The 24887-nt window shown below is 69.4% G+C and carries 20 protein-coding genes and 4 pseudogenes; 11 read left to right on the top strand and 13 right to left on the bottom strand.

Translation table 11 applies throughout. The annotated features are described in order from the left end of the window. The first annotated feature begins 55 nt into the window (after nucleotides 1-55). Nucleotides 56-3943, top strand: coding sequence for a WD40 repeat domain-containing serine/threonine protein kinase (locus IE198_RS33420; protein ID WP_308426903.1), 3888 nt, complete (start codon nucleotides 56-58; stop codon nucleotides 3941-3943). 20 nt (nucleotides 3944-3963) lie between these two features. Here IE198_RS33420 and IE198_RS33415 read toward each other — a convergent pair whose 3' ends face one another. The 3 genes and pseudogenes from IE198_RS33415 to IE198_RS33405 form a co-directional block, all read right to left on the bottom strand. Continuing rightward, entirely contained in the window at nucleotides 3964-4611 is a 648-nt protein-coding gene (locus IE198_RS33415) for a hypothetical protein (protein WP_229834778.1), read from the bottom strand. A 178-nt stretch (nucleotides 4612-4789) separates the two neighbouring features. Further along, a pseudogene (locus tag IE198_RS35955) lies at nucleotides 4790-5013 on the bottom strand (bifunctional ornithine acetyltransferase/N-acetylglutamate synthase); the annotation flags it as partial. A gap of 22 nt (nucleotides 5014-5035) precedes the next feature. Beyond that, complete coding sequence (locus IE198_RS33405) at nucleotides 5036-5713, bottom strand: hypothetical protein (protein ID WP_189893540.1); 678 nt, start codon at nucleotides 5711-5713, stop codon at nucleotides 5036-5038. Between the two features lie 684 nt (nucleotides 5714-6397). On the opposite strand from IE198_RS33405, the gene IE198_RS33400 reads away from it, so the two are divergent. The 3 genes from IE198_RS33400 to IE198_RS33390 are packed head-to-tail and all read left to right on the top strand — an operon-like array spanning nucleotide 6398 to nucleotide 8127. Further along, nucleotides 6398-6658: a hypothetical protein gene (locus IE198_RS33400; RefSeq protein ID WP_189893537.1), complete on the top strand. Its 261-nt coding sequence runs from the start codon at nucleotides 6398-6400 to the stop codon at nucleotides 6656-6658. Between the two features lie 15 nt (nucleotides 6659-6673). Next, on the top strand, nucleotides 6674-6937 hold the full coding sequence (locus tag IE198_RS33395) for an acyl carrier protein (RefSeq protein ID WP_189893535.1): 264 nt from the start codon (nucleotides 6674-6676) through the stop codon (nucleotides 6935-6937). Then, a complete protein-coding gene (locus IE198_RS33390) occupies nucleotides 6934-8127 on the top strand; it encodes an enoyl-[acyl-carrier-protein] reductase FabV (RefSeq protein WP_189893533.1) in 1194 nt (397 codons plus the stop codon). The genes IE198_RS33395 and IE198_RS33390 overlap by 4 nt, the downstream gene beginning before the upstream one ends. 1323 nt (nucleotides 8128-9450) lie before the next feature. Here the strand turns inward: IE198_RS33390 and IE198_RS33385 are convergent. Then, the gene (locus IE198_RS33385; protein WP_189893531.1) at nucleotides 9451-10110 is read right to left on the bottom strand and encodes an NADPH-dependent FMN reductase; all 660 of its coding nucleotides are present in this window, start codon (nucleotides 10108-10110) and stop codon (nucleotides 9451-9453) included. Between the two features lie 315 nt (nucleotides 10111-10425). After that, complete coding sequence (locus IE198_RS33380) at nucleotides 10426-10611, bottom strand: hypothetical protein (protein ID WP_189893529.1); 186 nt, start codon at nucleotides 10609-10611, stop codon at nucleotides 10426-10428. 791 nt (nucleotides 10612-11402) lie between these two features. Here IE198_RS33380 and IE198_RS33375 point away from each other — a divergent pair. After that, nucleotides 11403-13127 carry a SpoIIE family protein phosphatase gene (locus tag IE198_RS33375; RefSeq protein WP_189893527.1) on the top strand — a complete coding sequence of 575 codons (1725 nt, stop codon included), beginning with the start codon at nucleotides 11403-11405 and terminating at the stop codon, nucleotides 13125-13127. 146 nt (nucleotides 13128-13273) lie between these two features. On the opposite strand, the gene IE198_RS33370 is transcribed toward IE198_RS33375, so the two are convergent. Further along, nucleotides 13274-13843 carry a TetR/AcrR family transcriptional regulator gene (locus IE198_RS33370; RefSeq protein ID WP_189893525.1) on the bottom strand — a complete coding sequence of 190 codons (570 nt, stop codon included), beginning with the start codon at nucleotides 13841-13843 and terminating at the stop codon, nucleotides 13274-13276. Continuing rightward, on the bottom strand, nucleotides 13840-14202 hold the full coding sequence (locus IE198_RS33365) for a DUF1304 domain-containing protein (protein WP_189893523.1): 363 nt from the start codon (nucleotides 14200-14202) through the stop codon (nucleotides 13840-13842). Before IE198_RS33365 ends, IE198_RS33370 begins: the two co-directional genes overlap by 4 nt. 271 nt (nucleotides 14203-14473) lie before the next feature. Here IE198_RS33365 and IE198_RS33360 point away from each other — a divergent pair, with 271 nt between their 5' ends. Next, nucleotides 14474-14806, top strand: a complete 333-nt coding sequence (locus tag IE198_RS33360) for a S1 family serine peptidase (protein WP_189893521.1) — start codon at nucleotides 14474-14476, stop codon at nucleotides 14804-14806. 69 nt (nucleotides 14807-14875) lie between these two features. Here IE198_RS33360 and IE198_RS33355 read toward each other — a convergent pair whose 3' ends face one another. Further along, entirely contained in the window at nucleotides 14876-15916 is a 1041-nt protein-coding gene (locus IE198_RS33355; protein ID WP_189893519.1) for a vWA domain-containing protein, read from the bottom strand. A 90-nt stretch (nucleotides 15917-16006) separates the two neighbouring features. On the opposite strand from IE198_RS33355, the pseudogene IE198_RS36985 reads away from it, so the two are divergent. The 4 genes and pseudogenes from IE198_RS36985 to IE198_RS36980 form a co-directional block, all read left to right on the top strand. Next, nucleotides 16007-16243, top strand: a pseudogene (locus tag IE198_RS36985) (IS256 family transposase); the annotation flags it as partial. A 122-nt stretch (nucleotides 16244-16365) separates the two neighbouring features. After that, a pseudogene (locus tag IE198_RS33345) lies at nucleotides 16366-17239 on the top strand (IS5 family transposase). Between the two features lie 83 nt (nucleotides 17240-17322). Further along, on the top strand, nucleotides 17323-17889 hold the full coding sequence (locus IE198_RS33340) for a DUF4291 domain-containing protein (protein WP_189893517.1): 567 nt from the start codon (nucleotides 17323-17325) through the stop codon (nucleotides 17887-17889). A gap of 82 nt (nucleotides 17890-17971) precedes the next feature. Then, a pseudogene (locus IE198_RS36980) lies at nucleotides 17972-18147 on the top strand (IS256 family transposase); the annotation flags it as partial. A gap of 15 nt (nucleotides 18148-18162) precedes the next feature. Here IE198_RS36980 and IE198_RS33330 read toward each other — a convergent pair. Further along, on the bottom strand, nucleotides 18163-18924 hold the full coding sequence (locus IE198_RS33330) for a sigma-70 family RNA polymerase sigma factor (RefSeq protein WP_373300051.1): 762 nt from the start codon (nucleotides 18922-18924) through the stop codon (nucleotides 18163-18165). Nucleotides 18925-19862: 938 nt separating this feature from the next. Further along, nucleotides 19863-22259 (bottom strand): DUF3710 domain-containing protein, encoded by a 2397-nt coding sequence (locus IE198_RS33325; protein ID WP_189893513.1) that lies wholly within the window; start codon nucleotides 22257-22259, stop codon nucleotides 19863-19865. Between the two features lie 221 nt (nucleotides 22260-22480). On the opposite strand from IE198_RS33325, the gene IE198_RS33320 reads away from it, so the two are divergent. Continuing rightward, entirely contained in the window at nucleotides 22481-22735 is a 255-nt protein-coding gene (locus IE198_RS33320; protein ID WP_189893511.1) for a hypothetical protein, read from the top strand. 99 nt (nucleotides 22736-22834) lie between these two features. Here the strand turns inward: IE198_RS33320 and IE198_RS33315 are convergent, their stop codons facing one another. The 3 genes from IE198_RS33315 to IE198_RS33305 form a co-directional block, all read right to left on the bottom strand. Continuing rightward, on the bottom strand, nucleotides 22835-23641 hold the full coding sequence (locus tag IE198_RS33315) for a restriction endonuclease (RefSeq protein ID WP_189893509.1): 807 nt from the start codon (nucleotides 23639-23641) through the stop codon (nucleotides 22835-22837). Between the two features lie 116 nt (nucleotides 23642-23757). Beyond that, complete coding sequence (locus IE198_RS33310; RefSeq protein WP_189893507.1) at nucleotides 23758-24249, bottom strand: hemerythrin domain-containing protein; 492 nt, start codon at nucleotides 24247-24249, stop codon at nucleotides 23758-23760. Nucleotides 24250-24511: 262 nt separating this feature from the next. Beyond that, nucleotides 24512-24664, bottom strand: coding sequence for a hypothetical protein (locus IE198_RS33305; RefSeq protein ID WP_189893505.1), 153 nt, complete (start codon nucleotides 24662-24664; stop codon nucleotides 24512-24514). Nucleotides 24665-24887: the final 223 nt, after the last annotated feature.

Raw genomic sequence — 24887 nt, 5'->3', positions numbered from 1 at the left:
GTCCACGTGCCGCCCGCGTCGTGCCGGTGGGCGCCGAGCCCCCGACGCGTTGTCGATGAAGGCAGAACTGCCTCACGTCGTTTGTTCAGTTGATGAAAATCGGTGGATCCGACGCGTGGATGATGGGGCGATGCAACACGATGAGCCGGGACCAGCCGCAGGCAGCGGAAGTAGGACACCGGGCACGGACCGGTCGGCCCCTCGGCCGAGATCACAGCCCGCTGCACTGATGTCGGCAGCAGCGGGGGTGCACACTGAGGACGCGGCGTCCCTACGACCGAGGTGCGTAGGACGTTATCGGCTGGATCGCCCGGTGGGCACCGGGGGCCAGGGCACGGTGTACGAGGCGTACGATCCCGAAGGCAGCCGTGTCGCGTTGAAGCTCCTGCACGCCACGGGAGCGGAGGACTCAGAGGTGGCGCGGCGGTTGTCCAACGAGGTCGCGGCGGCCCGGAGGGTCTCCACCGCCTGCACCGCACGGTTGATCGAGGCCGTGGTCGACGGGCCCCTCCCTCATGTGGTGAGCGAGTTCATCGACGGCCCCAACGTCCGGGAAGCAGTGCGCGAGCACGGCTCGTACCGGGGCGACGACCTGCACCGGCTGGCTCTCGCCATTGCCGTCGCACTGTGCGGGATACACGACGCACAGGTGGTGCACAGGGACCTGAAACCGGACAACGTCCTGCTGGGCTGCAGCGGGCCCGTCGTCATCGACTTCGGTGTCGCACGGCTGATGGACCTCACCGCAACGCAGCCGGCCGGGATTGCGGGGACCCCCGCCTACACGGCTCCCGAGGTGTTCGACGGCCGCCCCGCCGGTCCCGCCGCGGACGTTTTCGCCTGGGGCGCCGTCGTGCTGTTCGCCGCCACTGGCCGTGACCCGTTCGGCGGGGAACACCTGGGGCAGATCGCCTCCCGCGTACGCGGCGGTCGGCACGACCGGTCGATGCTCAGCGAGCCGCTGCGTTCCCTGGTGGGTTCCGCCCTGGACGAGGACCCGGCACGCAGGCCGGGCGCGATGGGCCTGCTGTACGCGCTGACGTCCCGTCCGGGACAACCTTCGGGCCAGGACGGGGAGTGGGCCGTGGCGGAGGGCACGCGACAGGCCCGGCTCTTACGTCCACCACCCGGCCTGCCCGGCCCGCTGCTGCCCCTCGGCGACGTCGCCGAGCACGCCTTCACCGGCCTGAGCGCCGCTGAACAGGACGCCGCGCGGGAGGTGTTCCTCCGTATGGTCGTCCCCGGGGACGACCCCGCCGGCGCGCGCGACACCGTCCGCAGTGTCGCTCTCGAGGAGTTGTCGGACGACGACGCACCGGGCCGCGCGGCATCGGTACGCGGTGCGCTCACCGCGTTCACGGCAGCGGGACTGCTCACCGGCGCCGACGGCGAGGTGAGCACAGTGGGCGCCCGTAGCTCCGCACTGGTCGTAGCCTGGCCGAGGCTGCGGTCCTGGATCGCAGATGACCGCGAAGGGCTGCGCATCCACCGCCGCTTGGGTGAAGGCGCCCGATACTGGCAGGCTCATGCGCGCAAGGACGATGCGCTCGCGCAGGGCACGGAGCTCGACCGGACCGTCGAGTGGTCGACGACGGCCCCTGCCCATCTGCGCCTCAGCTCCTTGGAACAGGCGTATCTGGCGACGGCTCAGCGGGTACGTCGTCGACGGCGGGCCCAGCGCCGACGGCTCACCGCCACCGCTCTGGTGCTGGCCTTCCTCGCCGTGGTCAGCGCCACCGTCGCCTGGAACCTCAACGCCCTGAGCGAGGAACGCCGGACACGTTTGGAACGGGAACGGACCGAGTCAGCGGCCCGCCGTGCCGCGTCACGTGCCGATGCCCTGCGCCGCTTCGACCCCATGACCGCGATGTTGCTCAACGTGGCGGCTTGGCGGATCGCGCCCCTCGATGAGGCCCGGTCCGGTCTCCTGGCGGCGGCCACCCAGCAGGAGCGGGACGAGCTTCTCGTGTCCTCCGCCGCGGGTTTGATGTGGTCGCACGACGGGGGCACGATCGCCGATGTGGAGGTGGGCAGAGCCCGCATCACAGTACGGGACGCCGCCACCGGTCGCTCCAGGGGCACGCTCTCGTTCACAGGGGGGCGCCTCGAAACAGCGTCTCCTGTCATGAGTGCGGACGGATCAGTGCTCGCCGTGCCGACCGCCTCCGGAGTAAGGCTCTGGCGGCCACCGTCACCGTCGTTCGCCAAACGGACGTACGGCACGCCGGCGAGCCATCCCGTGGCGGTGACCTCCGACAGCGGCACGCTTGTCGTTCAGGAGGGCGACGAACTGCATGTCTGGGACACTGCGACGGGACGCAGGACCGCCACGGTGCCCGTCACCGGCCAGGCACCGGGAATGGCCCTCAGCCCCGACGGCAGCCGGCTCGCGGTCTGCGTGTGGCGTGAGGCGGTGAAACTGTGGGACGCCCGGACCGGACGACGCGTCGCACAGCCGTTGCTGCGTGGCGCGATCGTGGAAGATTGCCGCATGGGGTTCAGCCCCGACAGTCGAGTGCTGGCCACGGCCGTCGAGGTGACACAGGACGAACGAGGCGTCGCCAACGGCACCGGGAACATCCGGCTCTGGGATGCACGTACGGGCGCGGCGGGACCCCCCATTGCTCTCTCGTACCACACGGATCTGAGCCCGCGGGCCGCCGGGCGGGCGTCATTCGCCTTCAGCCCGGACAGTCGACTGCTCGGCATCGCCGAACGGAGCACCATCACGGTCCATCACATCGCCGGCGATGCCACCGTGGCCCAGTACGCGCTGCCGAAGGTCGACAGCGTCCCGGTTCTCAATTTCGGACCGGACTCACGCACCCTGCGCTATCTCACCAGGGGTCCTCTCACCAGCGGCCAGATGGTGATCCGCACCGTCGCATGGCGCCCACCGGCCGAGCAGTACGGCGGCGGACCGCACCGGGGCGCGGTGTTCAGCGGGGACGGGACCCGGCTGGCGGTGATCCGGGAGACCGGAAACAGCAGGCCGCACCCTTTCGTGGAACTACGTGACACCGCCAACGGCCGAGTCGTGGGAAAGCCTTTCCCCACAAACAAGGGCACCTTGCCATCAGGGGTATCGCTGAGCCGTGACGGCCGTACCCTGATCGTGGCCGGCGAGGGCACAGCCACCGTCTGGGACACCGAACGGCACCGAATCGTGGCGGAATTGCGCCCCGTCGACATCGGGTCGAACCGCAATGGCTGGCACGCCGTCACCTCAGGTGTCGTACTCGCACCCGACGGCAAGCGCGTCGCCACCCATGAGCGTGAATCCCTGCTGCTGTGGACCGTGTCCGACGGCCGCGTGAGCCGCTCGATCCCGAAGGTCCACGGCGTGCCCCTCGCGTTCACACCCGAGGGCGTCATCGTCGTCACCAACGCGGGCGAGATCGTCGACACACGGACGGGCGCCGTGCGCAAACCCTTCGGCGAGACCATCGAACGGGCCGCCGTCAGCAACAACGGGCGCGTCCTGGCGGCCGCGGAAGCGGGCGGGACAGTGTATCTGTGGGACCTCGAGCGGGGCCGGTCGATCGGCGCCGTCACACCTGACCCCGAGGTCCCGCTCGGACGCCATGGCCCGGCCGCGCCGAGGGAGATCGCCCTGTCGGCAGACGGTCGCACGCTGGTCACAGCCTCCGTGCAGGGCGGACCGGCGGAACTCTGGGACACCTCCACCCTGCGCAGAACCGGCGATGCGATCCTCCAGAGCACCCGGGTGTCCGGCCTCGCCTTCGCCGCCCGCACGGGACGACTCATGACTGCCTCCGACAGCGGAATCACTGGCGACGATTCGACGCCGCTGCTGGAGAGCTACGCCTTCGCACCGGAGGCCATCGCAACGGCCGTGTGCGCAGAGGCGGGCCGTTCGTTGAGCCCGCAGGAGTGGGACACGCACATCCCGAACGTTCGCTACCGGAAGATCTGCCCCTGATCCGGGGCAGCCGCCGCGCATCACACCCTGCGCAGCGCCCCCTCGGCCGCCAGCAGTTCGAACAGTGTCGTGCGAAAGCGTTCCCTGGCGACTTCGGCCCCGCGTACCGCCTCCCGCACCTCAGCCGGGACCGGATCGGCCACAACACCGGTGCGGGCCGCCGCGACCACCACCGCGCGCAGCGCCTCGGTCGCGCGGGCCATCGCCGCGAACAGCGGGGCCGTCATCCCGTGCTCGTCATCGGCCGACGACACCCACACCCCGTCCAGCATCAGTCGCGCCGCAGCCTCGTCCGCCTCCCGCCGCAACGTGACGAACTCTTCGTCGAACGCTCCCGGTTCCTTCTGCTCCCCCGCCTCCAGGCGGTCCAGCGTGGTCAGGATCGCCTGCATCCAGGCGCTGCCCACCAGGCGCAGGCACACGATCCGATCGACCCGTGCCTGTGCGGCCCGCACCGCCTCCAACTCCCGTTCATGCGCGTTCTGCAGGCGTTGCAGCTCCAGGGCGTTGCGTGTTCGTGTCTCCTCCAGTCGCAGCTCGTGCAGGCGCAGCTGTTCCTGCAGTCCGGCAGTGCTCTCGGCCTGTCGCCGCTGGAGCCGTAAGGGCCCGAACCACCCTACGAGCCCGGTGGTCAGAACGCCGACGAGCGCTCCCACGAGGGTCGGCATCGCGTTCCCTTCTCCCATCCGGCCATCATGACCTCTCGGCGCGCATGCTGGTGGGGAGACGGCGGACAGGAGACGTGTGAGGTCCCCCCATCCGTCCGGAGGTTCGTGCCGCAGCTCTGCCGCCACCTTGACGCGGCCGAGCCGGCACCGTGCCGCCGAAGGCCGTTCGTCGGCGCGCATCCGACGACCGCCACCGAGCATCGAACGGCTCGCCGACTGTCGGGTCGGCGCCGTGGACCGCCGCCCTGACGAGGGGGAATTGACGACACTCCTGCCGGGACGCTTCGCCTGGGCGTCGTCCCGAGCCCCGGTCACGCGGACCTGGAGGAGCTTGGAGGCGCCCTCACCGTCCGAGGCGATGTCACGGGCGAGGTGGAGGGCGCGCTCGTACAGCGCCGGCTCCAGCCCCACGCCCGGAGCTGCGTCAGTCGAGAGGCTGACGCACGTCCTCGCGGAGCTGGGCGGTCAGGTCGGCGTAAGGGGCCAGGGCGACCCGCTCAGGCTTCTGCCCGTCGAGCGTGGTGCTGGTGAACAGCACCACGGCGGTGGTGTTCGGATCCGCCCACGCACAACCGACCTGGGTGACCGGCTTGTTCTGTGCCATGTCCCGGACCGCGCACCGCACCGTCACATCGTGTCCGGCCGGATGGAAGTCGACCGGCGGAAGGTAGAACGTGTCGCCTTCCGACGGCTCCTCCAGTGCCGTGAGGACCTCGGCGCGCACCGAGTCGGGTTCCAGGATCTTCCCGTACAACCCGTTGAACTGCAGCGCCTTCTCGCCGTCCTCGCTGGTGTAGGAGGCGATCGTCATGCCCTTGTCGCGGACCCGGCGGTCGTTGATGCCCTGGCGGATCTGCTTCCCCTCCGTGTCCGAGGCGTCCTCGGCGAGGTGGTAGGAACCCTCCAGTACGGTGTCCGGCGAGGCGAGCTGATGTGTCGCCTGCGGCCAGTTGCCGTCCGGAAGCTTGACCGGGCCGATGAACTGGACCAGCCCGTACCCCACAGCCCCGACGGCCACGAGCGACCCGGCAACGATGCCGGCGATGAGTCCGGCCCGCTTTCTCCCCGGCGCAGGCCGGGGCGGCACCCACACACCTGTCATGACCGGATAGGGCGCTTGCCCTGGCAGGTGCGGGCCCTGCTGCGGCCCGTACGGCGACGGCGGGGGACCAGGCGGATACGGCTGCTGCGGAGGAAAGGGAGGAGGCGTGGACATGATCAATAGGCTACTGCCCGCGCTGCCGCCCCCGTCTCTCACTGCCCTCCCCGTCCCCCACGGCCAAGCCGGCCGGGCACGGTCCTGCGGACCCCTTCACGGCGGCAGGTCACCCCACTCTCGCGCTGCGGCAGCATCCGGCGCGCGAGTGGGCAGGTCGCGGTGGAAGTCGCCGATCAGCGACCTCATTCGGCCGGGCAGCGGAGCGCAGGTCATCATGTCGAACACCTTGGCTGCTGTGTCGCACGCTTGATCCCGAGTCGCCTTGGTGCAACTGTGCGAGTGCGAGTGCGAGTGCGAGTGGTGCGGTGGCCGGTGCCCTGTTGCAGCGGAACTGATCCGGTAGGACGGCCAGGGCGCGGTGGGAGGCGGCTTCCGCCTCTGCGGCGTTCCCGAGCCGATGGCGCACGATGGCACCCAGCACATACAGCTCGGCGGGTCCGTGGAACGCGATCCACGGTGGTCGGGGCATCTCCGGGTCCGCCTTGCCCAGCAGGTCCTCGGCACATCCGAGGGAACGCAAGGCGGCCTGTCGCCTCGCTCGGCTTCGGGAACGTCTTCGTCGACGGGATGCGCACGCTCGTGGAGCGTGCGAACGACGACTCGTACCCGAGGCGCATCGCGGAGAGCGGCGACCTCAAGGGCCTGCACGGCTCGGTCCCTGAGAAGTTCACCATGGAGAGGACGTGCGGCCGGTTCTGCACCTCATGCGTCCTGCCGAGCGACAAGTGCCGCGAAGTCGACGCCCTGCCGGCGACCCGGCCGCTGCCGATCACCGGGCCGGGCGCACTCATGTCACGTCTGCGTCCCGCCGAGCCGACCGCCCACTGAGACGGGAGTTCGTCAATGCCGAAGGTGACAACGACCGAACATCTTCTGCGTGCAGCGCTGACGCGTGCCGCGGTCCGCGGGGTGGATAAGATCCGCCAAGACGGGCATTCGGAGCAGGACCTCAATATCGACAGCCTGGCCCTGGCCGAGCTGGTGACCGATCTGGAACAGCGCCTGACCGTCGTCATCCCGGACGAGGACACCGGCCGCCTGAAGGCAGTCGCGGACTTGCGCACACTCCTCGCCCGGCTCGTACCGAGCGGAATGGACACACGGTGAGCCTTCGCCAGATCGACCCGAAGCAGCGCGGATTCCTGATCGTCAACTCCCATCCGGACGGCGCCGCTGAGACCGTGCACCGGATGTGGGAACAGATCCCGGCCCGCACCGACGGCAGCAGCCCGGTGGTGCTGCTCCTCGGCCACAGCGCCGGGTACGGACTGGCCACGCTGCTGACCGGGCTGCGCCGGCACGGCATCCGGGGTGTGGGTGTCGCCTACGAGGGCGCGGAGACCGAGCGGCGCACGGCCACGGCGGGCTGGTACCGCACCGCGGCCGCCGACGCCCTGGCCCGGCACGCCGGCCGCGACTTCGTGTTCGTCAACACCGACGCGTTCTCCGAGGCGGGCAAGGAGCAGGTGCTGGCCCTGGTGGAGGAGCGGTACGGCAAGGTCGACTACCTGATCTACAGCCTGGCGGCTCCACGCCGCACCGACCCGGCGACCGGCACGGTCCACCACTCGGTGATCAAGCCGCTCGGCGCCCCGTACGAGGCTCCGGCGCTGGACTTCTCCGGTGACGCCCCGAAGGTCGGACAGGTGTTCCTCGAGCCGGCCGGCGACGAGGAGCGGCACGCGACGGAGCAGGTGATGGGCGGCGCGGACTGGAGCCTGTGGGTCAAGGCTCTGGCCGGGCGCGGCCTGCTGGCCGAAGGGTTCACGACCGTGGCGCTCACGTACATCGGCTCGGAGCTGACGGCGCCGATCTACCGGCAGGGCACCATCGGTGCGGCGAAGGAGCACCTGGAGCGGACCGCCGGGCACCTGGACGCCGAGCTGGGAGATACGGGCCGGGCGTTCACCGCGGTCGCGGGCGCGGCCGTCACGCAGGCGTCGAGCGCGATCCCGTCGATCGCGCTGTACACGGCGTTCCTGCGGACCGTCCTCGGAGACCGGTTCCGTACGACGGCCGAGCAGGCCGGTGAGCTGTGGGAGCAGCTGACCGGTGCAGCACCGCTGGTCCTCGACGAGCAGGGCCGGATCCGGCTGGACGGCTGGGAGCTCGACGACGAGGTCCAGGACCGGGTGCGGGCGCTTTGGGCGGATCCGGAGGCCGGACTGGAGCAGGCGCAGGGCGGCGCGGACTGGTTCATGGGGCAGATCCGCGAGCTGTACGGGTGGGATGTCGACGGTGTGGACTACGGGCGGCCCGCGGAGACGACGGTGGCATGGCCGTCGCCGGGCGCCTGAGCAACGTAGTGGGGGCGTGACCCGGATACGACGAAGTATCCGGGTCACCCCCCTATGGCTGCCGCCATGGCCTCGCGGGCACCTTCCGGCACTTCGGAAGGGGCTGCTGTGTTCAGCAGCGTTCTCCACAGCAACTGGACGGAGCCTTGGGGACGGTGAAGTGGAGGAGCCGGCCGCGGGCGCGGAGCCAGTTCCGACGGCCGCGCGGAGAACACCGGGCTCTCGGTGCTGCCGCCGACGGGGGAGGGGAAGTCGTCGTGGCGGCGGCGCCATTGGACGACGGCCGCCCGGCCGGTCTGCGCCGGCTGCCCGACCCGGGCCCGGTTGGCTGTGCACGCGAGACGGAAGCCGTCGTCGACGGCTTCGGGAGTCACCTGCCGCTGGTTCTTCAGGCAAGTGCGTCACACGCGGCGCGATCTCGGTTCGGCCGAACAGGGACTGCAGGTTGGGCACATAGCCCCGGCTGGTACTTGAGGGGTGTCAGGCCTGCTTCGGTGGACGGCCGGGGCGGGCGTTCATGTGGCGCAGCCAGGTCGGGAGGCGCCAGACCGGTTTCGCGCCGCGTCGTCAGGGCTGGCGCTTGCGCGCGCGTGATGTACCCACTCGGCGACGTGACCGCGCCACCGCCGCTGCCTGATCGCTGCTGCACGCTCACGTGCCGCCCCTCCTGTGCTTCGTCCTGTACGTGGCCCCGCCGGCCCTGCGGATTCAGAGGCTCGGCGGGTCGCGGTCGTGGCAGAAAGTCTCCTCCGCCCTGTCCGGCCGCCGTACTGGCAGATGACACAAAGAAGTTGGCAGCACACCCTCCTATCACCCAACACCACCTCACGCAGCACTGGCGTGCCGCACACGTATGGTCCAGGTGGACAGCGGATGGTCGATGAGCCGCTGGAGGCGTATCGGATCTTCAGCGGCCTCACACGCAGCGCGCATGAACTGCCCCAGCTGCTCGAGCCCCTGGAGGGCGCATCGACCGGCTGCGCGCCGGCGACCGCCCTGGGAACAGACTCTGGTACAAGGAACCTGCCGAGACCCAGCCCTACGACACAACCTGACAAAGCCCTACTGGGCGGGAGCTGGTGGGGCTTATCGGCACGGCCCTCGGTGGGCTGGCTCTGGCCCGTTCCCGCGGCACTGGCTGACCGGCTCACCGCAGCCGACGGGAACGCGCTTCGGTCTGCCTGAAGACCGATCAGGTGCCGCCGAGCGTCGGTGCTGTCGAAACCCGTGAGCTGAGTGGAATTCGCGGACGTAAAGTGTCTCGACATCTCGTTCAAGCAGCACGGAATTCGAGACTGTCGCCCGGCGCCGCGCCACCGGGCGCTAGTCCTCCGCCCGTTGGGTGACCGGTGCCTCGGTGCGGTCTCCTCGGAACTCGTACCACCGGCGCTGTAGGCAGACGTACCGAACATCGGCTTCGACCAGGCGGAGGAAGGCCGCGACCGTCTCGGCGAGGCGCTCCTGCAGGCCGGAGTCGGTGAGCATGCCGTCCTCGGTGAAACCCTGGTGAGCCTTGGCAAGGCTGAACATGTCCGGATAGACGCGGGTGCCGAGGTGTTCCAGGGGAACCCTCAGTGCCCATAGCCCGCGGTTGCCGCCGACCATGGACGGGGATGCGGAGACGAGCAGCGCGTGCTTGGTCTTGAACGGCTGGGGTTGGACGCGGGAGACCCAGTCGATCATGTTCTTCAGGACCCCGGGCATGGAGGCGTTGTACTCGGGGGAGGAGATCACGAAAGCGTCGCAATGCTCGAGCCGGTCGCGCAGCGCGAGAGCGCCCTCCGGCAGCCCCTCGGAGGCCTCTGCATCGCCGTCGTACGGGGGCATGTCGAAGTCGCGCATGGCGGCGAGGTCGGCGGTGACGCCGGTGTCGGCGATCATGCGGGCCACGAGTGAGGCGAGGCGGGCGTTGGTGGACTCAGCCCGCAGAGCGGCGCCGAAGACGAGCACACGCAGGGGGCCGGGGTGGGCGTCCGCGCGCATGGGCGATGTCCTTCCGGCGTGAGGGTTCGCCCAGCCACGGGCGCTGCTGACCAGTGTGGTCCGCACAGGGCTGCCGCGCGACATATATGGGCATGCCGGGCATCACGCTTGGTGCCCAGCCCGCCGCCACGCACTCACGGGGGCGGGCCGTGTTCTCCTTCCACATCAGAAGCGAGCCCTGATGAACACCTCCGACGGGTGGGCCGCGCCGTGTACTCGAGGCCCGCGGCGCGCCGGTGACGGCGCTCCGAATGTCGGCCGGGCTGTTCCTGCTTCCTGCCTGCGGCGTATCGCCTGGCATGGGCTGGACCCTGGTCACAAGGGGTTCTGGTCCTCGTTCTCCGGTGGTTCCTCGTCGGAGACGTCCGGCTCACCGGACTCCTTGGTCCGTTGCGCGGCGTCTCCGGTTTCCTCCCCGCCGGGCCGGCTCGGCCCCTTCTGGCTTCTCTCCTCCTCGAGCCGCTTGCGGACCTCTTCCGGCTTGTCTCCCAGCTGGTTCACGACCCACTCCCTCGCCACTGACGACGTGATTCCGCGGCCAGCCTCACACAGGCCCGCACCACCCGCACCTGGCCAAGTGAGCATCGAGGCAGCCCCACCTGACCTGTGTCCCCCGGGACCGGGTTGGCGCGTCAGCGTGCCGAATGCTCCACCACGGATGTCCCGGCGCCGCCGGGGCAAGGAGTGCGCCGACTCGCGACGGTGGGCGAGCCGGAGCGGCGTGGTGCCCGGCGACGGCCGCAGCCGGCCCGCGGTGGTGCAGCGGCCGAGCAGAAGCGTGTTGGGGGTGGGGGACCGGTCCGGTGACCGCGGCGACGATCGTTTCGGCCGTATCGGGGGAGCGGATCTTCCGCCGACCGCGACGGCCCGGCCGATGCGGCCGGTCCGACCCTTGGGCGCGACGCCTTCCACACCACGGCCGCCCCACTCGGTCAGCCACTGCTCCGCCGGGGCCCGGTCGTCGGTGGCGGGCGTCAGTTGCCACGGCGCCTGCAACACGCGGTGCTTTCTGTTGTCCCGTGTGCTGCCGCGGCGGACAGCGCATCGCCGCACGGGTCGGCATAGGGGCTGGCTGCCTCCTGCGTATCGGAGCGGGGCGGACCACGAGCGGGCCGCCTGGCAGACGAGTCCGGACGTACGCCTTGTCCGGGCTCCCGCGTCGAACACGGGGGCGAGGCCTGCGGCCCGGGGGAGCTTGTGAGCATCGCATGCTCCCGTCGGGGCATGTGGAGAGATGGCAGGGACGGACGGTGGACGGCAAAATGGGCACTTCGGCCAGGGGAGGCAACCACATGACGGACCCCAAGACCGCGGAAACGGTCGGCGAACGATCTCCGGACATATCTGTGGAGGCGCTCACCGGGGCGTTGGGTGCCCTGCATGCCGGCGCCTACCTGACGGACGACGAGGGGTGCATCATCGCGGTCAATGCCCGCGCCGAAGAGCTCCTGGCCCGGCCCGTGGCAGAGCTCGTCGGCCGGGACGCGCACGACGTACTGCACCGCAACCGCCACGGAGAGCCCATTGCGAGAGCCCAGTGCCCGGTGCGGCATGCCATCTTCGCCGGGCGCACGGCACAAGGGGCGGACGAGTGGGTCGAGCGTGGTGACGGCTCGGTCCTGCCGGTGTCGTGGCTGGTCACACCCTGCGACATCGTCGACCGGAACACGGTCACCCTCGTGATCTTCCATCCTCGCGATGCTCCCTGTCCGCCCGCCGAACTTCCCGACCGGCCCGCCGCGTCGCTCTCGGAACTCGAGCGGCTGGCCCTGCTGGCGGAGACGACCACGACACTGACCTCCACCCTGGACGTCGACGAGGCTCTGCGCAGACTGGTGAACCTGGTGCTGCCCCGCCTCGCGGACTGGGCCGTCATCGACCTGATCACCGAGCGCGACGAAGTGTGGCGCCCCGCAGTCGTGCACGCGCAGAACGGGACCCTGGTGAACAGGGAGGACCTCCAGGGGCCGATGCCGCCGGTACCGGAGGATTCCCCGATGCCTCTCTCCCGGGCCCTGCGGGGCGTGTCGTCCGCGCTGGCCGGGCCGGAGACGTACCAGGGCCCGCCGGACTCGGGCATCGCGGTGGAGCAGCGCCGCCTGTTCAGCGTGACCGGCATGCACTCTGCGGCCATCGCCCCGATCCGCGGCGTACGGGAGATCGTGGGAGCCATCACCCTGGGCCGATCCGAGCGGCCGGAGCCGTTCACCGCGGCCGACATCGCGCTGCTCGAGGACATCGCGCGCCGAGCCGGCCTGGCCCTGGCCAACGCCCGCCTCTACCAGCGGCAGCGGAAGGTCGCCGAGACGATGCAGCGTCATCTGCTGCCCCAGCTGCCGAGCGTGCCGGGGCTGGAGATGACCGCCCGCTACCTGCCCGCACCCAACGCCTCGCAGGTCGGCGGCGACTGGTACGACGCCTTCGCCCTGAGCGACGGCGCGACGGCCCTGGCCATCGGTGACGTCGTCGGCCACGACCTGGACGCCGCCGCCGGCATGGCGCAGCTGCGCAACATGCTCCGCGCCTACGCCTGGGCGCAGCACGAACCACCGAGCAAGATCGTCGAGTGGCTCGACCACGCGTCCCTGCACATCGCGGAGGCCTCCATGGCCACCCTGATCTACGCCAGGACGACCATGGCCGAGGACGGGCGGTACGAGATGACCTGGACCAACGCCGGCCACCCGCCGCCCCTGCTGGTCTCGCACGACGGCGTGGCCCGCTTCCTCACCGACGGCCACGGCATCCTCCTGGGAATCGAGGCCCATGAAGCCCCGAAGGGCCGTGTCGACGCGACCGTGACGCTGCCGCCCGGTTCGACGCTCGTGCTGTACACCGACGGTCTGATCGAGGCGCCAGGCCGTTCCCTGGACGAGGGCCTGGACCGGCTCCGCCGGCACGCCGCATCCCTGGCCCACCGCCCTCTGGAGCCGTTCACCGACCATCTGCTCGAGAGGGCCCGCCCTCCGCGGAACGAGGACGACGTCGCGCTCCTCGCCGTACGGATCCCTGCCTGAACCCGAGCCGCACGGATCCCCCGGGGGCGAGCAGCCGCCTGCACCCGGTCAAGCGACCCTATCCGCATACCTCACACAGCACGGGATACAGCCACAGCCCCAAGCTCATCAGGGACTCCGCGAAGGTTCCCCTTGACGAGCCGAAGTCAGTAGGGCAGCGGGGTGCGGTGCAGGGTGACGAGCAGGTACCAGACCTGCTGCGCAATGTCGGCAGGGGTGGCCTGGATGAGGCCGTGCAGCCAGTCGGCGAGCACCCCGGCGAAGGTCGCGGCCACGGCCGAGGCGACCAGGTCGGGCTCCGGCGCGCCGGCCAGCGTGCGTTCGGTGTGGCTGCGGGCGCGCAGATCCTGGTGGAGTACCAGGCCGAGCGGGCCGCCGCCGCCCGGACGCAGGAGTTCCCGGTAGAGGCCGACGTGCGGGGCGAGCCCATCGAAGAAGGTGAGCAGGGCGGGTGGCGGGGTGGCAGGGTCAGGTGTGCCGCGCCAGGCGTGCAGGGCGTCCACGGCGTCACGGACGATGTCGGCGCAGGCGTCGACGGCGAGCGCCTCCAGGTCGGTGTAGTGGAGGTAGAAGGTGGCGCGGCCGACCCCGGCCCGGCGTACCAGGGCAGCGACGCTGACCTCTGCCAGCGGGCGCAGTGCGCACTCCTCCAGCAGGGCCTGGCGGAGCTTGGCCCGGGTCCGGGCCGTACGGGGATCTCCCTGCCCGGCGGTCACCGGGTCCCCAGGACGGCAGCGAGCGCCAGAGCCGCGGGCAGCGCCTGGGCCACGAGGATGCGCCGGTTGGTGGTGAGGCCGCCGTACAGCCCGGCAACGAGCACACAGGCGAGGAAGAAGACCTGGACCCGGAACCCGGTCGGATTCCCGGCGATCAGACCCCAGACCAGCCCGGCCGCCAGGAATCCGTTGTAGAGGCCCTGGTTCGCGGCCAGCGGCGCGGTGGCGCGGGCCGTGGCCTCATCAAAGCCGGAGAGCTTGCGGCCCGGCTTCTTCTCCCAGAGGAACATCTCCAGAACCAGGATGTAGGCGTGCAACGCGGCCACCAGGCCGACCAGCACATTCGCAGTCGTCTCCATCGGTGTCTCCATTTCGACTTTATCGACAGGCGTCCAGAATACATGGGCAGATGTCCAGGATGTTCGGGTGCGTTCGCTGCAGGCACGGAGGGGCCGCAGTGCGATCTCTGCAGTGGGCGGGTCGGGTACGCCACCCACCCGCGCCAGCCGGCACCTGAGGCCGGCACACGGCGGGACAAGGCCCGACGCGCACACGGCTGCAGCGAAGAACCGTCCGCGGCCGTGGTGGACGACAGAGCGTGAGGACCTCGGCCGTCCAGCAAGCAGCTGCTTGCTGGACGGCCGCCCCCGCGCACGGGCGACAGCGGTGTCCTGGCGGCGCGGCGGGGCGGACGTCGCACTGCTGCGGCTCGACGCGGCAGTCGAGGGCGCCCGGCCGGCGCCGCTGGTCGACGGGACCGGCGTGTGGGGGCACACGTTTCGGGCATTCGGCTACCCGGCGGGCGCCGAGCGCGGCGTATGGGCGTCGGGCACGCTACGCGTCGGGCAGGGCTCGGTCCCGATGGCGGCATCCAGCGCATGCATCGACGGACGAACTGAAGATTCGCCGTCCGCGATAACGTATGCCGTCCCGCCGGCCACCGTCATCCCCCAGCACGCGTAGCCGCCGATTCTGTTGCTGGTGGGGTGCCGGGATGGCGAAGCCTCCGGGAGCCGGCGGGGCTCCAAGGCGTCAGTTCATGAGTAGCAGCCGCGTGTTCGGTACGAGCTTCCGGTTCACGCTGGTGCTCTGCACGAAGATCGTGAAGTCGTCGTTGTGGTCCGGCTTGATGCGGACTTCCACGTCCGGCAGGCCGAGCAGGGCTCGGGCCTCCGGCCCCGTGTACACGCGGTCCGTCTTCTTCTCCAGCACCGCAATCTGCTTCCGCGCCTGGATCTTCTCCGACTTACTCAGCTGGTAGAACGCACCACCGGTTCGGTAGGTGTGTCCGCATTCGATGATCCAGTCCCGGATCGCCGCTGCGCGAGCCACCGGGATCAGCTGGTACTCGGACGGATTCACCGGGGTGAGGCCGGCTGCCTTGATGGTGTCCTTGTTGACCGCCTCCGCGCCCGTGGAGAACACCGCCCGCGACCCCCGGATGCCCTGGGCGCGGCCCACCATGAACTTCTCGGTGGCCTGCTGGATGACCTGTCCGGCCTCCTCCAGACCCTGTGTGCTCGTTGCGTCCCAGATGGCGATGTTGTCCTTCGGGAAACCGCACTGCATGGCCTCGCGCTTGCCCATCTGGTCCGGCACAAGGACGGCCAGCGTCCAGTTGTCCTCCTGTGCCTCGATCATCTCGGCCACAGCCTCAACCAGTTCACGCGGATCCCTGGTAGGGGCATCGGGGCAGCGATGACTTGCGTTCTCCTGCCCGTCGGTGAGTACGAACGTCAGGAAGCTGTGGTCGCCGTACAGTTGGGCTGTCTGCGCCAGCTCCCGCTGCGACTTCAGTGCGGCCGCCAGCAGAGCCGTCATTCCACCGACCCGATACAGCTGCTTCAGCGACGGCATCCGCAGCACGTCCTTGTCGTAGATGACGCACTCCACCTTGTCTGCGAAGACGTACACCGTGACGCGGGTTTCCTGGTCCAGTTCCCTCGATCGGCGGGCAAGATATGCAATCTGCTGGTCGGCGACTTCGACGACCTTGCCGCTCAGGCGCGACATGGACGAACTGGCATCCAGCACAAGAGCAACGTGATTGATGTAGTTCTGGTTTCCGGACATGACAGCTCCCCCTCTTTCCGACTCGATGCTCCCAGCGTCTCACCCACCACTGACAATCGATCGTGGCTCCCTGACTGGGAAGATGCACCGATGGCCAGCAACAACGTGACCGATCCCGAGAGCGTCGAGCCGACTGACCTGCAGTCCACCAAGTCCGTGGATGACCAGCTGATCGACGAGCTGGTGGGCAGGTCTCAGGCCGAGGTCTGCAACTGACCGGCGGAGGCGGGCTGCTGCAGCAGCTGACCAAGCGGCCGCTGCAGTCCCGCCCTTGAGAGCAAGCTCACCGACGACCTCGGCCATGACAATCACGATGCGGCAGGCGAGACCGTCTACCCCGTGATCGTCGTCGACGCCGTCCACGTGAAGCTCCGCGACGGCGCTGTGGCCAACCGCCCATCCAGAGCGTGTATCGAAGGTGGATCTTGAGCGTGAGATGATCTTGATTCGTGGCACGTGGAGACCTGACGGGCACGCAGTGGGCGGTGCTGGAGCCGTTGTTGCCGAAGGGCAAGAAGCCCCGGACGGCCGCCGACGTGGGCCAGGCGGCAACTGGTCGACGGCATACGGTTCCGGGTCCGCACCGGCATCCCATGGCGGGACCTCCCTGCGAGTACGGGCCGTGGGCCGGGTGTACGACCTGTTCCGCCGGTGGCAGCGGGACGGCACCTGGCATCAGATCTTCACCGCGCTCCAGGCCCAGGCCGACGCGAAAGAACTGATCACCTGGGACCTCAACGTCGACTCCTCGGTGTGCCGGGCCCACCAGCACGCCGCCGGGGCAAGGAAAAGGGGGAGCTGCAGAAGGAACCGCCGGGCGGCGTCACCGTCGAGCCGGACGACCACGGACTCGGCCGCTCGCGCGGGGGCCTGACCACCAAGCTGCACTTGGCCGTCGAACAGGGCCAGAAGCCCATGTCCATCGTGATCACGGCCGGGCAGCGGGGCGATTCTCCGCAGTTCGAGGCTGTCCTGAACAAGGTTCGTGTTCCGCGTCTTGGGCCGGGCAGGCCACGCACCGGACCAGACCGGGTGCGGGCCGACAAGGCGTACGCATCCCGTCGCGACCGCGCCTACCTGCGGCGGCGCGGGATCCACTGCACCATCCCGGACAAGGCCGACCAGGCCGGAAACCGCAAGAAATGCGGCTCGCGCGGCGGCCGACCGCCGAAGTTCGACCCGCAGGATTACAAGGCTCGGCACGCGGTCGAGTGCGGCATCAACCGCCTCAAGAGGCACCGGGCCGTGGCCACGCGCTACGACAAGCCCGCGGTTCGCTACGAGGCGACCGTCCTCGTCGCGGCCATCAACGAGTGGCTTTGAGCAGCTCATTCGAACCGGCCCCGGGGGGCGGTACGGCAAAATCGGCTCGCCGCGCCAGCGGGCCAGATGGCAGGGTGCGGCGCATGACGCCCCAGTATCAGATTCGTGCCGACTACGACGCTCGCACGATCGTGGTCTATCAGGCGTACTCGCCTGCCATCGCTGACGCGGCACTGAGGGCGGGCCGCTTCGTTGCGCCGTTCTCGTTCCACCGAATGACGTGGATCAAGCCGTCGTTCATGTGGCTGATGCACCGCAGCAACTGGGCCCGCAAGCCCGGCCAGGAACGTGTTCTCGCGGTGCGGATTACTCGGGAGGGCTGGGAGGAGGCCCTCTCCCAGGCCGTGCTGACGACCGCCGACCCGGCGGCGGTGGCCCAGGCAGCCGTACATGTCCAGTGGGACCCGGAGCGCTCGCCGCGCGGAGCGGCACTAAACCATTACAGCATCCAGGTCGGCATCGGTCGGCACCTGATCCGCACGTTCACCGACGACTGGATCGTCAGTCTCACCGACCTCACCCCCCAAGTCCGCAAAGCCTCGACACTGATACAGACCGGGCGTGCAACCAAGGCTCAGCGGCTGTTTCCTGCGGAGCGCACCTACCCAATGCCCCAGACACTGGAAGACGTCGTTTCCCCAGGTGGATGACGGCGACTGGTGAGGATTGTCCACCGTACGACGAGCATTTTCGATACACGCCCTAGGTGGCACTGGCCGTCACGACGCATCCGCCGCGCGGTCGCGAGGCCACTTCCCGTACGAGCAGTCGCCCTGAAGTGCATCTCGATGGCAACCATGTTGCTCGACCCCACCGGCCAGGGACAAGCCCTCTGGACCAGCCGCCGGAAGAGCGCGAACGCGTTCGACATCACCTTCGACGGCCGGCTCTCCGCAGCCCGGCAGTAACTCCAACTACCCCGGTTATACCTTTCGCTTGACCGACTTCCCGCTTGCGCGCCGTGGTATCAGGTCACGGAGACCCGGGTCGGCTGCGAGGCGTTGCCGTGCCTGGTGGAGGTGGACGCGGACGGTGCTCGGCGCGATGCGTAGATGGAGGGCGATGTCGGTAGTAGGGGTGCCGAGCGCCCACAGCCAAGTCGCATGGCGCATACGGTGGGGGAGCCGCTTGAGCGCTTCGGCCAGCGCGCTGTTGCCGAGGTCCTCGATCACAGCGTCCTCGGGGCTGCGCTCGACCTCGTTGGCATCCACCAGGGCGCCGGTGGTCACTTCCAGCCGGAAACGGCTTGAGGCGAAGTGATCTGCGATCAGGTTGCGGGCGATGGTCACCAGCCATGCTCCGAAGTCCCGGCCCTGCCAGGTGAAAGTGTCCAGGCGCAGCAGGGCGCGGACGAAGGTGTCACTGGTGAGATCCTCGGCCGTGGCCCTGCCGCCGACCCGGTAGTGGACGTAGCGGTAGACCGCGTCGCAGTAGGTGTCGTAAAGCAGTCCAAAGGCGTCGCTGTCGCCGGCCTGAGCGCGCTCCAGCCACAGGCGGACGTCTTCCGTTCCCTGGACAGCCGGCCCCCCGCCCGACGAGGGGGCCGGCTGGAACGACGGAGACATCACGTGCGTGCGGACGCCGGGACAGCAACCGGTGTGCGCAGGACCATCCAGAGTGCTACGCCCGCTTGGACCAGGGCGGCGAGGCCACTGGCGAGCGCGGGGCCTCCAACGGCCGCGCACACGCAGGACGCCGTCAGGATGAGGATGACGACGACCACGCGCACGGGTGCGGGCTGGGGGTGCGGACGGCCGGGGTGCTGCCGGCTCCAGACCACGGGACGGCGAGCAAGTAAGGACAGGACACGGTGCATAAGGTCAACTCCTCGGTCTGAGAGGGCCTTTCACCGTGCTCCGGCCAAGGACTGTGGCGGAAAGCCCCGCTGATGCTGACTCTTCGGAGTGTGCGGCCCGTCACACTCGCCGTCCAGATCCGCACCTGCGTGGAGAAGCTCACACACATCCGCCTAAACGCTTCCCGAGGCAGGATCGTTGAACACTTCGCGAGGCCAGGCACGGAACAACCGGCCTTGCGGCGCAGACGGGTGCGGGCCGCTTTTGCGTCTGAGGGAGACCCGTCGTCCTGCTCCGGCCAAGAGACTGGGACGACGGGCTTCCGCCCACGGCGGTCCGGGCATGCCTCGGCTCTGAGCCCTGCTGGAGAGACCCGCAGCGGTGCACTGATTCTTTCGGCGCGTTACAGCCGGACGGTGAGCTCCCCGCCGGTGCTCCCCACCGAGCTATGTGGAAGTGGCCACGCCCGCTCTCCTTGGCAGCGGTGTCCGATGCCATGCCGGCGGCGCGCCGATCACTCCGAGGAACGCTCCTACGGCTCCGCGATCACCGACGGTTTCGAAGCCGCCGACTTCGCACGCCGCGTCGACGCCGCGGCCGGCGACGTCACCGCGGTGGTGCATCAGTGGCTCATGGAGGCCGGCCGCATCCATGAGGAGCCCACATCACCCATCTGGAGATCCGTACCTGGCAGCCGCGCTGACACTCGAAGCAGCCGGCAGAAGCAGCCGCGGTGTGGTCGCGTGAGGTGGGCGGGAGTCCAGGGTGTCGGGGTGGGCCTCGCCCAGCCTCCGCATGCTGTGGGCGACGGTTCTTGCCGGCACGCCCTACCTCTGTCGCTCAGCGTGCAGGGCGGCCAGCTTGTTGAGGTTGATGCGGAGCTGGGCAACGGACCGGCGGTAGGCGATCACGGTGTCCGATGTCAGTTCGTACTCAGGCGGATAGGCGAGGGCTGTGTGGGGGTCGGCCAGCCCATACGGTGCGTATCCAATGTCGTAGTGCTGCAGTGTCTCGACGGATTCGCCGATGAGCAGCCATCGTGAGTCGCCGGTGGAGCGGTGCAGCCAGTCCACGGTGCGCTGGGCGGCCCGCACGTGGAACGGCACCCGCAGGCGGCGCCGGATTGCCTTGAGCTCCTTCCTGAATTCTCCCCAGGTGGTACACAGCAAGGCGAGGCGGTCCCGCTGTGGGGCGAGGAGCGGGTCGTCGTGAGTCCAAGGCCCCCGGTAGGGGAGTTCAGTCTCGGGCCGCCATCGCCCGACCGGGACAGGCTGCCAATCCGGCATGGGAACTCCGGCCGGGACGACAGATGACGCACCAGGTTGGGCATGCGTTGCCGCCTGCTCGTGGGGCCCGGCGGGATGGCCGTGCGAGGGGGATGCGGAGGCCGTCGGCTGTTCTGCGGAGTCGGCTTTGTTGGTGTCGGGGGCGGGGGCGGGGGCGGGCGGGACCGGTCCGTCGTCGGCCCCGGCTTGGGTGGGTGTCCGGTGTGTCTCGGGTGCCGGCACCAGTGCGGGCACCCGTTGGTCGGACGCCGGAGCGTCCGAACCGCCGGTGCCGGCGGACGTCGGGCCGGCCACGGAGCTGTCCGCGCTGTCCGCGGACAGAACGTTGTCCAGGAACGCAGTCTCCAGAATCGTGTCGGACGGGAGGGTCAGAGGGATAGCGGCTCGGTCGGTCAGTCCTCGGTCGCCGCGTACTACAACGGTGTCCCGGAAGAATCGGTCGATCACCGGGCTGTAGATGTCCGGTTCTTCTCCCGTGATTGCTCCTCGCAGGAACCAGCCCGGGCCGTCGGCCCCGACAAACCGGGTGGCCACGGGGTCCTGCGCATCGCCCGACACGCGCACGCGCAACTCCCAGCCCAGCGGTCCCTCCACCTCAGCCGCCGAACCGCCCGCCTGCACGATGCCTTCGGTGAGTTCCGTTCGGACGGCATCCCATACGGGCTGAATTGCCGCCATGGCGGCCAGTCCAATGGTTGCCTGCGCCAGCAGTACGTTCACCGCCTCAATGGCATCTCCTCTCTTCGCCACGGTCAGCCTCATGCCGGCAAGCTTGGGTAGCAGCAGCCCGCCGAGGTCCAGATGCGCCTGTGCCACCTGGGCGGGCAATAGCTCACCGCTGTCCCACGGCCCCTCTGGACGATCAGCCCCGGTTACTCCCCTTCGGGGAAGGAGCCGGGCTGACAGTCCTGAACTGTCGATGACCAGACGGCTGTCGTGCGAAGGCTGGACATCATTGGCGGGGGTGGTCGCGTTGTCCGCGTTCTCGGTGCGGACAACGACCTCCCCCACCACCACATCGGAAGGGGCCTGCAGGGCGGACTGGTCCGTGTCGAGACCCATCTGCTCGCGCAAGGCGGTCATGTCCGCACTGTGCGTATCAAGCTGCCTGTCGGCAGCATCCAGCACTTGGTCGTACTCCCACAGTCTCGGCATGCCGGCTGCCGGTTCGTCCCTCGACACAGCTCCATCAGCTTCCTCGGCCGGAGCCGAGGTCCGGAAATCAGCATCTCTTTCCTCTTGTTGCCGTTGCAGCTGCTCCAGCGCACGGCGATGCTCCTCGGCGATCTGCTGTGCCGTTATGCGGAGTTCTTCGGCCTCCTCGCGTTCCCTGCGGGCCCGCGCCAGCCGGAGGTCTGCCTCCACCAGCATCCTCTTGGAGTCGTCGAGCTCTCGTTGGATGCTCGAAACCTCCGTCGTTTGAGTGAGGGATCGTGCCTCGTCACGCTCCTCTTCGAGGAGCGCGCACCGCTGCCTCAGGGACCTGACCATGTCCAGCAGCAGGTAGACCAGCTGGGTGGTGCCGAGCAGAGTCTGCTGGGCTTGCAGCTGTCCTTGGCGGGCCTCGTCAAGCCGGATCTGCAGCTCCACCGCGCCACCAGTGGGCGCCTGCTGATCGACGAGCTGCCTGCGCAGGCCAGCCTTCTCGGCCGCCTCGAGTAACTCGTTTCCCTGCAGCAACGCAAGCTTCTGTGCCGACGGACCCGACACCAGGGCCGTGACCAGGTCCTTCACCAGCCAGCTGGGGATCAGCTTGCGCCCTTTGCGGAACTCGCTCCACTGGTTACGGCCATAGCTGAATCGATCGGCCAGGTCCCGGACGGTAAGCCCAGCAGTGATCTTGCGTATCCACTCGGCCAGCTCCTCCGCTTCCGGAGTGCCTCCATCCAGCGGTCCCGGCCGTCTGCCCGGCCTCCGTTCCGACATCTCGTCCCTCATGTCCGCGCCCTGTCCTCGACCTTGTGCGACTTGCCCTGGGATAACGGGTGACGTCTCAGACGGACAATCAGAGCATCACGCAGGCTGGCCTCTCCCCCTTTTCGGCGCATCAGCGAAAGGTGGAGGCCCTCAGCCTTCGCGAGGGCCCGAGACAGGGACCTGCCCGCCAGAACTTGCCAGGGTCGAGACGGGGCGGGTCCCCCCGAGCCAGAAGGCCCGCCATGACCCTACAGATTGCCCCTGAAGCAGCATTGATCCTCATCATCGGCTGTGTCGTCGGGTTCGCCGTCTTCAAGCACACCGCGCGGACTCATACCGGTACGCCGACCCGGGGGGACCTGGTGGGCTCGATCGGGGCGGCGGTGGGCGTGATCACCGTCCTCGCGCTTCTCCTCGGCATGGGAGTCGTCAGCGAGGCGGCCACGGGGCCGGCTCCGGTACCGGACCCGGTGAGTACGGAATCCCGGTCTCCGTGAAGCAGAACCGGCGGAAGGTGAGCCAGAACCCATGACCGGGTCCGGCTCACCTTCCGTGACGCGCAAACGGAGTGTGACGGCCGCTGCCGAACAGATGAGCTACTCCACGGCGCATGGACCGTCCTCGGCCCCTTGTCCTGGGCCGGGGACGGGGGACGTCGAAGGCGGTTCTGCCTCCCACGGGGCCGGCCCACTGCCGTCGGTCCAGGCGACGAGGCTCTGGTGGTCGAAGCATCGGATCCCGCACTGTTCGGCGTACTCGGCCGCCGGCTGTGTGAACTCGCCAGTGGTCACGACGGCCGCCACACTCGCCTCATGCACGGCGAAACATGTGCCGCCGAATCGCTGCACTTCCTGGGATCCGACCTTGTTCATCGGGCCGTAGCGCTTGCACTGCATGACGACACGCCTGCCGTCGGGTGTGGTGGCGATCACGTCGGCGCCGAGATCGCCCCCACCTCCGACGACTTGGACGTCCCGGCAGCCGTCGCGTTCGCACAGAGCGGCGACGGCCTGTTCGAAGCCGGCGGGGTCCATGGCCGCAAGGTCGTCCGCCTCGAACGTCCCCGGCGCTTCCTCGCCTTCGGACCCCGAGGCAGGTGTCCGCACCTGTTCCGCCGCGCTCGTGCCGGCGGCGTGGTGCGTGAGATCCGAGAGGCCGTCGGCGAGCCGGCCGGCCGCGCGGCGACGGCGGGCGCTGCCCAGCCCGGCCGTTGCCACGACGAGTACGGCCCCGACGGCGACCGCCGCCGCGGGCCGCTCCTCGGCCGCCCTGACGATGAGCTTCAGCGTGAGCCCGACGGCGCACAGAATGATGGCGACGAGTCCGAAGAAGAGCACCAACTGCCGGATACTGAAGGCCGCTTTCCGCTTCTCGCGTCCGGGGTTCCTGAAATGAACGGTCATATGCGGCGGTCACCGCCCTCGGCGGCTGCAACAAGATCACTCATGCAGGCCGTATGCCCCGCCTGCCGGCTTTCACCGGACGGGGCCCGGTGGTACGAGCCACCGGGGTCCGCGCGTCAGGCAACCAGTTCGCGTACGTGGTCGACGCGGCCGCAGCCGGCGTCGAGGTGCTTGGCACGGGCCTCGCGGAAGGCCCTGCCGAGCTCGGCTCGGCGGTCCTCGGCGACGTTCTCGCGCGTGTCGTTGAGCAGCGTCCGCTCCTCCTCGTCCACGTGGTGGTTGACCGCCGCGACGAGCGCTTCGAGCTTCTCCTCCCACTCCTCGGACATGGTGTCCTTCACCTCGAGCAGTGCGAGCAACGCCTCGTTGGCCTCCGCGTGCTCATGGAGGCCGTGTTCGACTTCGTCGCCGTCCACGTTCTTGTAGCGCCGCAGTGCGGGATAGACCTCGTCCTCCTCGGCCTGCGAGTGGGCCACGAGAAGGGCGGAGAACTCGCGCAGAGCGGCGGCGCGATCGGCTTCGGTGCTGCGCAGGGTGCGGAAGAGCTCCTCCATCCTGCGGTGGTCCCGCAGAATGAGCTCGACGACATCGGTGGTCGCTGACGACATATCGGCTCCTCGATTCGCTGGGGTGGTCGCCCGCTCGCATACCCGCTTCCGCGCACGTCAGACGTGCCGGGACGGGCACGGGCAGGCGCCCCCGACCGCCTGCGCAGCGGGCGCCTGAGTCTCCAGCCACCACCCGGTCGACCCCTCCGGAACAACGCTGGGAGGTCAAACGAGTCGGCTACAACTCCGGCCTCCGGATCGTCAAGGATCGCGGCATGGTGCCCTACGACGACATCGGCCTCGACGTCGGCCTGCGACGGGCTTACGAGAAGTACAGCGCGGTCGCCGACGACTTCACTTCGGTCAGCGGAGAAGCGACCTGGGCCATGCGATTCTGTCGGGACGACTGGGACGTGCGGGTGGAGACGCGTACCACGCTGAGGTCCAGCGAGACCGAGTTCTTCGTCGACTCCACTCCGGACGGCCTCGGAAACGACCGCCGGGTCGTCTCCGTACAGGACCAGACACTGCCTCGCGACCACTTGCAGGGGTGGCGGGGTGGTACCGGCCGGCGCTTGCCGTGCGGTACTGGACCCGCTGCTCGGGGAGGTTGGCGAGGTCATCACGGGCCGCGCTCGCCGTGCGGTCTCGACAGGTGGCCTCGGCTCGCGTAGCGCCGTGTCACCGGGGGACGGAGG

This window comes from Streptomyces xantholiticus, assembly GCF_014651015.1.
Taxonomy (GTDB): domain Bacteria; phylum Actinomycetota; class Actinomycetes; order Streptomycetales; family Streptomycetaceae; genus Streptomyces; species Streptomyces xantholiticus.
Note: the sequence above shows the minus strand (reverse complement) of the source record. Positions and strands in the feature narration are given on the sequence as shown.

Coding starts and splice junctions, on each gene's coding strand:
- IE198_RS33420 (WP_308426903.1), top strand. CDS start 56: ATGAAGGCAGAACTGCCTCACGTCGTTTGTTCAGTTGATGAAAATCGG.
- IE198_RS33415 (WP_229834778.1), bottom strand. CDS start 4,611: ATGCCGACCCTCGTGGGAGCGCTCGTCGGCGTTCTGACCACCGGGCTC.
- IE198_RS33405 (WP_189893540.1), bottom strand. CDS start 5,713: ATGACAGGTGTGTGGGTGCCGCCCCGGCCTGCGCCGGGGAGAAAGCGG.
- IE198_RS33400 (WP_189893537.1), top strand. CDS start 6,398: ATGCGCACGCTCGTGGAGCGTGCGAACGACGACTCGTACCCGAGGCGC.
- IE198_RS33395 (WP_189893535.1), top strand. CDS start 6,674: ATGCCGAAGGTGACAACGACCGAACATCTTCTGCGTGCAGCGCTGACG.
- IE198_RS33385 (WP_189893531.1), bottom strand. CDS start 10,110: ATGCGCGCGGACGCCCACCCCGGCCCCCTGCGTGTGCTCGTCTTCGGC.
- IE198_RS33375 (WP_189893527.1), top strand. CDS start 11,403: ATGACGGACCCCAAGACCGCGGAAACGGTCGGCGAACGATCTCCGGAC.
- IE198_RS33365 (WP_189893523.1), bottom strand. CDS start 14,202: ATGGAGACGACTGCGAATGTGCTGGTCGGCCTGGTGGCCGCGTTGCAC.
- IE198_RS33355 (WP_189893519.1), bottom strand. CDS start 15,916: ATGTCCGGAAACCAGAACTACATCAATCACGTTGCTCTTGTGCTGGAT.
- IE198_RS33340 (WP_189893517.1), top strand. CDS start 17,323: ATGACGCCCCAGTATCAGATTCGTGCCGACTACGACGCTCGCACGATC.
- IE198_RS33325 (WP_189893513.1), bottom strand. CDS start 22,259: ATGAGGGACGAGATGTCGGAACGGAGGCCGGGCAGACGGCCGGGACCG.
- IE198_RS33320 (WP_189893511.1), top strand. CDS start 22,481: ATGACCCTACAGATTGCCCCTGAAGCAGCATTGATCCTCATCATCGGC.
- IE198_RS33315 (WP_189893509.1), bottom strand. CDS start 23,641: ATGACCGTTCATTTCAGGAACCCCGGACGCGAGAAGCGGAAAGCGGCC.
- IE198_RS33310 (WP_189893507.1), bottom strand. CDS start 24,249: ATGTCGTCAGCGACCACCGATGTCGTCGAGCTCATTCTGCGGGACCAC.